Origin of the sequence: Zoogloea oryzae (assembly GCF_030161255.1) — a bacterium.
In the GTDB taxonomy this organism is placed as follows: Bacteria; Pseudomonadota; Gammaproteobacteria; order Burkholderiales; family Rhodocyclaceae; genus Zoogloea; species Zoogloea oryzae.
The window spans coordinates 59,451-65,507 of record NZ_BSPX01000017.1; the positions used below are offsets into that span (position 1 = coordinate 59,451).

At 71.1% G+C, this 6,057-nt stretch carries 5 protein-coding genes; all 5 read left to right on the forward strand.

What is annotated here, in order from left to right; genetic code table 11:
- The first annotated feature begins 9 nt into the window (after window positions 1-9).
- The 5 genes from QQK25_RS07720 (at window position 10) to QQK25_RS07740 (ending at window position 6,033) form a co-directional block, all read left to right on the forward strand.
- Window positions 10-1,248, forward strand: coding sequence for a serine hydrolase domain-containing protein (locus QQK25_RS07720; RefSeq protein ID WP_284187419.1), 1,239 nt, complete (start codon window positions 10-12; stop codon window positions 1,246-1,248).
- Between the two features lie 2 nt (window positions 1,249-1,250).
- On the forward strand, window positions 1,251-1,811 hold the full coding sequence (locus QQK25_RS07725) for an OmpA family protein (RefSeq protein ID WP_284187420.1): 561 nt from the start codon (window positions 1,251-1,253) through the stop codon (window positions 1,809-1,811).
- A gap of 158 nt (window positions 1,812-1,969) precedes the next feature.
- On the forward strand, window positions 1,970-2,743 hold the full coding sequence (locus QQK25_RS07730; protein ID WP_284187421.1) for a DUF3348 domain-containing protein: 774 nt from the start codon (window positions 1,970-1,972) through the stop codon (window positions 2,741-2,743).
- On the forward strand, window positions 2,740-5,388 hold the full coding sequence (locus tag QQK25_RS07735) for a DUF802 domain-containing protein (protein WP_284187422.1): 2,649 nt from the start codon (window positions 2,740-2,742) through the stop codon (window positions 5,386-5,388). The genes QQK25_RS07730 and QQK25_RS07735 overlap by 4 nt, the downstream gene beginning before the upstream one ends.
- A gap of 3 nt (window positions 5,389-5,391) precedes the next feature.
- A complete protein-coding gene (locus QQK25_RS07740) occupies window positions 5,392-6,033 on the forward strand; it encodes an OmpA family protein (protein WP_284187423.1) in 642 nt (213 codons plus the stop codon).
- The last annotated feature ends 24 nt before the right edge of the window (window positions 6,034-6,057 follow it).

A 6,057-nucleotide genomic window follows, 5' to 3' on the forward strand; every position in this document is an offset into this window, starting at 1 on the left:
GGGATCACCGTGCACCGCACGTATCTCATCCTCGCAGCAAGCCTGATCCCGGCAACGGTGTTCGCCGACACCGCCTGCACCCAGGCCCCCCATACCCCGCCAGCGGGGCTCACCGGCACCGCGGTCAATGGCAGCAACTGGCTCGACCCCGGCACCCTCCGCTACGGGCTGGGCCAGGCGCCGCGCTTCATGCGCGGGATCGCCCTGACGCCCCCCGCAGGCGCGCCGGCGCGCACCCCGGCCCGACAACCCATCGACCCCGACCGTCGCACCGCCACCGACCCTGCCGACGGCACCCAGCGCAGCTTGCGCCACCTGCTGGAAAACCGCATCGACGCCGACGGCGTGCTGATGCTCCAGCACGGCCAGGTGCTGCTCGACTACCGCCGCAGCGGCTTCGACCCCGCCCGGCCCCAGCTCCTCCTCGAAGCCACCCGCCCGCTGCTGGTCACGATGCTCGCCAAGGCCAGCGCCGAAGGACGCTTCGCCCGGGGCAAGGCGATCCCCCGCCTGATACCGGAACTGGCAGCCAGCCGCGAGCTGGCCAAGCTCTCCATGCAACGACTGCTCGACGGGCGCACCGGGCTCCAGTGGTCCGACGCCGAGCTCCGCCAATGGCAGCGGGAGGGCGGCTGGATGCCCGCCGGTGGCGTTGGTGGCGTGCGGCCTTGGCTCGTGCGACGCAGCGCGTGGCCCCGGGTGTCCGGCGACCCCGGCAGCGACATGCGCGGCCCCGAAGGCGCCCTCCTGCTATGGGCCACCGAGAAAGCCTGGAAGAAACCCGCCCCCGACGTCCTGTGCGAGCTGCTCGCGATCAGCCGCGCCCGCAATCCGGCCTTCTGGGCCACCGACCCAGCCGGCACCCCCCTGGCCGACGGCCTCGCCCTCAGCCTCGAAGACTTCGCGGCCTTTGGCCAGAGCCTGCTCGACGCGCGCACCCCGTCGGGGCGCCGGTCCGTTGCCCCACGCTGGTTCGCCGAGACGCTGGCCAGCCCGGGCAACCCGGCACAGCCCACGCCCGATGCAATCCGCGCCCTCGGCCCCGACACCACCTGGCAATACCGTTTCGCCCACCCGGGCAAGGGCCACCGCGCCGCCATCGTCGGCGCCTATGGCAGCAGCCTCTACGTGGACTTCGATCACGGAACCGTCGTCGCGATCTACGCGTCCCATGCCCAGCGCCACTCGCCCCTGCTGATGACGAGCCTGCGCAGCCTGTGGGACGCCGCCATCCGCACCAAGGAGTGACGATGTCCGATCAGCAACGCTTCAGATCCGGGCTGGCTTGGCTGATGCTGGCCCTGCTGCTGCCGGCCCCCGGGCTGGTCCGGGCCGAACCCGCCCCACCCACAACCATCGAAGCTCAGGCCGACGACACCGCCCCCGCCGGCCGGCTCGACCGCTTCAGCCGCGAAGCCGCCCTCGATCTCACCATTGATTCGGACCAGGCCCCCGACGGCACCTCGACCACCCGCGTAGTGATCGACACCAGGGCTGCCTTCGACAACAAGCAGGACCGCCTGCGCCCGGACTACGCCCGCTTCCTATCCCGGGTCGGCATCATGCTGCAGCGGCATCGCGGCACCGTGGTGAAGGTGACCGGCTTTGCCCGGCACACCAGGGCCGACTACAACCCGGTCCTGCTCGGCCGGCGTGTCCGCGCCATCCAGGTCTTTCTCGCCGAAAACGGCGCGCCCATCGACCAGATCAAGGCCCAGGTCAGAGGCGTGGACGACTACGACGGCCCCGCTGGCGCCGCCGATCGCGCCGCCACCGGCACAATCATCATCCTCGGCTTCAGCCACGGCTGACCACCACGAGCGCCCCCACCCGGCTGCCAGCCTTGCGCGACGCGGCCGTGCCGCCGCCACGCCGGTCACCTGCCCCGCGGCCTCTCGGCTCCGCTGACCCCTGCGCCAGTTTGTAGTAGCCTTGGCCCCTTTTTTGCAGTTGGGCGTCGCCCGCCGGCATGACACAAGGCCTGTCCCGTACGCACTCCCATAGCGCCCGGCTCATCCGCGTGCTCGCCGATCTGGCCGTGGCGGAAGCCCCGGAATCCCGGCAGAGCTTTGCTGACCGGCTCGGCCTGTGGCTGGATTTCACCGACGCAATCGCGCTGTTCGCGGTAATCAACAACGCCGCGGGCGGCGTGCCGGCACGCGTGGCCCCGGCACCGTCGTCCGCCGGGCAGGCGCTGCGCGACGACTTCACCCGCGTGCGCACCGGGCTGGAAGAATCCATCGCCCTCGACGGCCTCACCACGCCCGGCAAGGCGCGGGTCAAGCTGCCCCGGCCGGACTGGCACCCGTCGATCGAGGGCGCGGCGGACTTCCTGCCCTACCAGCGCTACTACCTCGCCCACCAGCGCGACATGGGCGCCGCCATCACGCCGCTGCGGTCAAGCGCCCGGGCCGCGCTGGCCGCCCTGTCGCCGGCCCACAAGCAGCTGGCCCAGGTGGATGGGGTGATGGAGCAAGCCCTCGGCCCCCGCGAGCGCAACCTGCTCACCAGCGTGCCGGTCGCGCTGGCCAGGCATTTCGAGCGCCTGCATCAGGCCCACCGGGCGGCCCGCGCCGAAGCCGGCGAGGCCGACAGCCCGGACCAATGGCTGCAGCCCGGCGGCTGGCTGGCCACTTTCTGCAAGGACATGAAGACCGTCCTGCTGGCGGAGCTCGACCTTCGCCTGCAACCGGTCGCGGGGCTTCTCGAAGCCCTTGGCAACGAGGTGACAAAACAAGCATGAACAAGAAGATCTGCTGGACGGCCTTTTTCATCGGCCTGTTTGCGGTGGGCTGGGTAGGTGTCGGCTATATCGGCGGCAGCCCGCTGGCGCTCGCCATGACGATCATCATCGGCCTGGTGTACATCGCCGGCGCCGTCGAGCTGCGTCGGTTTTCGGCCGCCACCGACAGCCTCTCGAAGGCCCTCGCCGCCATCCCCGACAACCTGCCCAGCCTCGACAACTGGCTGGCCAGCGTCGATCCGTCGCTGCAGAACGCCGTGCGCCTGCGCATCGAAGGCGAGCGCGTCGGCCTGCCTGGCCCGGCGATGACGCCTTATCTGGTGGGCATGCTGGTGCTGCTGGGCATGCTCGGCACCTTCCTGGGCATGGTCGTCACCCTCAACGGCGCGGTGATCGCGCTGGAAAGCACCACCGACCTGCACACCATCCGCGCCGCCCTGGCCGCGCCGGTGAAGGGTCTGGGCGTGGCTTTCGGCACCTCGGTGGCCGGCGTCGCGGCGTCCACCCTGCTGGGCCTGATCTCGGCGCTCCTGCGCCGCGACCGGCTGGCCGCCGGACGGCTGCTGGACGCCCGCATCGCCACGGTGCTGCGCGGCTTCTCCCTCACCCACCAGCGCGAGGAAACCTACCGCGCCCTGCAAGGCCAGGCCCAGGCCCTGCCCGAAATGGTGAGCACCCTGCAGACGATGATGGCCCAGCTGGAACGTCACAACCAGCAGCTCTCCGAACAGCTCCTCGCCAACCAGCACAGCCACTACCAGGAAGCCACGCGCATCTACACCGGCCTCGCCGCGTCGGTGGATCAATCCCTGCGCGCCAGCCTCACTGAAAGCGCCCGCCTCGCCGGCGCCACCATCCAGCCGGTGGTCGAGGCCACCATGTCCGGCATCGCCCGCGAGACCAGCGCCCTCCACGCCCGCATGGGCGACACGGTTCAGGCCCAGCTAGACGGCCTCGCCGAGCGCTTCGGTCACAGCGTCAGCACCGTGACCGAAGGCTGGACCACCGCCCTCGCCCGCCACGAAGCGGGCAACGAGCGCCTCCACCAGCAGCTCGAGACGTCCCTGCAGGCCTTCGCCGAGACCTTCGACACCCGCTCCACCGCGCTGGTGGCGAGCGTCGGTGACACCCACGCCCGCATCGCCGATACCGTGCAGGCCCAGCTCGACGGCCTCGCCGAACGCTTCGGCCACAGCGTCAGCACCGTGACGGAAGGCTGGACCACCGCCCTCGCCCGCCACGAAGCGGGCAACGAGCGCCTCCACCAGCAGCTCGAGACGTCCCTGCAGGCCTTCGCCGACAACTTCGACACCCGCTCCACCGCGCTGGTGGCGAGCGTCGGCGACACCCACGGCCGCATCGCCGACACCGTGCAGGCAAAGCTCGACGGCCTGGCCGAACGCCTGGGCCACAGCGTCGCCACCGTCACCGACACCTGGACCAGCGCCCTCGCCCGCCACGAAGCCGGCAACGACCGCCTCCACGAGCAGCTGCAGACGTCCCTCCAGGCCTACGCCGATACCTTTGACAGCCGCTCCGCCGCCCTCATCGCCGGCGTGCGCGACACCCACGCGGCCGTTCAGGCCGAGCTCACCGCCACCCTCGCCGCCACCCACAGCGACACCCGGGCGCTGCACGAACAGCTCGCCGGCAGCGTCGCGGCCCAGCTCGAAGGCCTCTCCACCCGCTTCAGCAGCGCGGTGGGCTCGGTGGCCGACACCTGGACGGCCGCCCTCGCCGCCCACGAGCGCAGCACCGACACCCTCACCCGCGAGACCCGCGACGCGCTGGCCGCCTTCGCGGCGCGCTTCGAGGCCGGTGCCGCCGCGCTCCTCGCCACCCTCAAGGATTCCCACGCCACCCTGCAGGGCGAGCTCGCCGCCGCCGACACCCAGCGCCTGGCCGCGATGACGGCCTCGGTGGAAGCCCTCGCCGCCGCCCTCAAGGCCGAATGGCAGACGGTGGGCGAACGCACCCTGGCCCAGCAGGAACAGATCTGCCAGACCCTCGGCGACACCGCCCGCACCATGAGCGCCGACGCCCGCGCCCAGGCCAGCCAGACCATCGGCGAAGTCACCCGCCTGATGGAGACCGCCGCCGAAGCGCCCCGTGCCGCCGCCGCGGTCATCCAGCAGCTGCGCCAGGAGCTCTCCGCCAGCATGGCCCGGGACAACACCCTGCTCGAAGAGCGCAGCCGCATCATGGAAACCCTGGCCACGCTGCTCGACGCCATCAACCACGCCTCCACCGAACAGCGCGGCGCCATCGACGCCCTGGTGGCCTCCTCCGCCAGCCTGCTCGAAGGCATCGGCAAGCGCTTCGAGGCGCAGGTGGACAGCGAATCCGCGAAGATCGCCGAGGCCACCACCCGCCTCACCAGCGGCGCCGTCGAGGTCGCCAGCCTGGGCGAAGCCTTCGGGCTGGCGGTGGAGCTGTTCAGCGAATCCAGCGACAAGCTGATGGAAACCCTGCAGCGCATCGAAGGCTCGCTGGAAAAGTCCGTCGCCCGCAGCGACGAGCAGCTCGCCTACTACGTGGCCCAGGCGCGGGAGATCATCGACCTGTCGGTGATGTCGCAAAAGCAGATCGTCGAGAACCTGCAGCAGCTTTCCAGCCGGCAGGCCAGCCTCGCCGGGGAAGGCTGATCCATGGAAAGCCTCGACGACAACATCGAGCACAGCACGCCGGTCTGGGCCGTCTTTGGCGACCTGATGTCGGGCCTGTTGGGCGCCTTCGTGCTGATCCTGGTGGGCGTACTGGGCGTGCAGCTGGAGCTCGCCAGCAGCCTCGAGGCCGAGGTGCAGAAACGCCAGCAGGAAGAACAGCGCCGCGTGACGCTGGAGAAAGCCCTCGCCGGCCCGCTGGCCTCCGGCCGCGTCACGCTGGATAACGGGCGCATCGGCATCAGCGGCAGCGTGCTCTTCGCCCTCAATTCCGACGAGCTCCAGCCCGAAGGCCGGCAACTGCTGAAGAGCCTCGCCGCGCCGCTCAGCGCCTACCTGGGCACCCGCGACGAGATCCTGATGGTGAGCGGCTTCACCGACGACCGGCCGGTGCGCGACAGCAACCGCAAGTTTGCCGACAACTGGGAGCTCTCCGCCCAGCGCGCCCTCACCGTCACCCGCACGATGATCGAAGAAGGCGTGCCCGCCGCGTCGATCTTCGCCGCCGCCTTCGGGCCCGAGCAGCCCGTCGCCTCCAACGCCGACGCCGAAGGCCGCGCCCGCAACCGCCGCGTCGAGATGGCCCCGGTGCCCCGCTCCGGCAAGGCCGCCGCCGAAGGCAAATGAGCACCGATCCCGCCGCCACCCTCG